The 1408-nt window shown below is 72.2% G+C and carries 2 protein-coding genes; one reads left to right on the top strand and one right to left on the bottom strand.

Annotation, left to right across the window (positions count from 1 at the left end; all coding sequences use genetic code 11):
- Positions 1-72: 72 nt before the first annotated feature.
- Entirely contained in the window at positions 73-903 is an 831-nt protein-coding gene (locus P409_RS34315; RefSeq protein ID WP_034849330.1) for an inositol monophosphatase family protein, read from the bottom strand.
- A 130-nt stretch (positions 904-1033) separates the two neighbouring features.
- On the opposite strand from P409_RS34315, the gene P409_RS34310 reads away from it, so the two are divergent.
- Complete coding sequence (locus tag P409_RS34310; protein WP_034849328.1) at positions 1034-1381, top strand: TfoX/Sxy family protein; 348 nt, start codon at positions 1034-1036, stop codon at positions 1379-1381.
- The last annotated feature ends 27 nt before the right edge of the window (positions 1382-1408 follow it).

Here is a 1408-nt window from a genome sequence, read left to right as displayed (position 1 = left end):
CCGCTTCGCGCCTCCGACCTCTCCCGCAAGCGGGAGAGGCAAAGTTGAGATCCGACTCAAGACCCTCCCGCTCTAGCCTCCGCTCAGCAGCCCGACCAACCAGGAATGCAGCCCGGCATTAGCGCCCAGTACCGCCCCGGTCGCCGGGATCGGGCCGCCATCGAAGCCGGTGGCGACCCCGCCGGCCTCGCGCAGCACCAGCACCGCGGCGGCGTAGTCCAGCGGCGACAGGCCGTCCTCGAAGAAGGCGTCGTGCCGGCCGGCGGCGACATAGCACAGGCTGAGCGCGGCGGAGCCGAGCCGGCGCACCCCGGCGGCGCGGTCGATCACCGCCCGCAGCGCCCGGTGATAGGCCTCGACGTCGATGCTGCGAACTTGGCCGAGGATCGGCAGGCTGGCGCCGACCAGCGCCTCCTCCGGCGCCACCGCGCGGTCGATCCGCAGCCGCCTTCCGTTGAGGAAGGCGCCATGGCCGCGCTCGGCGACGAAGGCCTCGCCCAGGCTGGGGTCCAGCACCACCCCCGCCACCGTCTCCCCGTCCTCGACCAAAGCGATGGCGATGCCGAAGAACGGCATGCCCCAAGCGAAATTGGTGGTGCCGTCGATCGGGTCGACCAGGAAGGTGCCGGCGCCCCTGCTCCGGATCGCCGTGCCCTCCTCGCCCTCGATGGCGTGGTCGGGGAAGGCGGCGGACAGCGCGGCGGCCACCGCCGCCTCGGACTGGCGATCGGCGGCGGTGACGAAGTCCCGTGCGCCCTTCCGCTCCAGCGCCGCGCCCTCCCAGCGGCCGAGATGAGTACGGATCGCCTCCGCCCCGGCCAGCGCCGCCTCCAGCATCCGCCGGCTGCGGTCGGTCGGCGCCAGGGCGGCAGTGTCGGCGGGCAGCGCGGGCTGTCGGAGCATGGTCGGTCTCGAAGCGAAGCGGTAGCCCCTTATCCCACGCGTCCCTGAGGCGGCCAAGGCGCCGATTCCAACTTGCTATGTTCCGCATTTGTTCTTAACATGAACCATCGCCTCTTCTCGGGGATCGAGCATGGCGGCCCGCGACAGCTTCACCGACTTCCTGCGCGACCAGATCGCGCCGCTCGGCCCGATCGCGACCCGGCGCATGTTCGGCGCGACCGGCCTGTTCTGCGAGGGCGTGATGTTCGGCGTGGTCGCGGAGGACGCCCTGTATCTGCGGGTCGACGACCACAACCGTGCCGCGTTCAGGGAGGCGGAGGACCTCCCGCCGCTCAGCTACGAGAAGCAGGGCCGCGTCATCGACCTGTCCTTCTGGCGCGTGCCGGACCGGCTGTTCGATGAGCCCGACGAGCTGATCGACTGGGCGCGGGCGGCGCTGGCCGCCGCGCACCGGGTCGCCGGCTCCCGCGCCCGGTGACCCGCCATGCAGCTCTCCCTCGCCCTC

The organism is Inquilinus limosus MP06, assembly GCF_000767795.1.
GTDB lineage: Bacteria > Pseudomonadota > Alphaproteobacteria > DSM-16000 > Inquilinaceae > Inquilinus > Inquilinus limosus_E.
This window is presented reverse-complemented; position numbering and strand designations above follow the sequence as displayed.

Coding starts and splice junctions, on each gene's coding strand:
- P409_RS34310 (WP_034849328.1), top strand. CDS start 1,034: ATGGCGGCCCGCGACAGCTTCACCGACTTCCTGCGCGACCAGATCGCG.
- P409_RS34315 (WP_034849330.1), bottom strand. CDS start 903: ATGCTCCGACAGCCCGCGCTGCCCGCCGACACTGCCGCCCTGGCGCCG.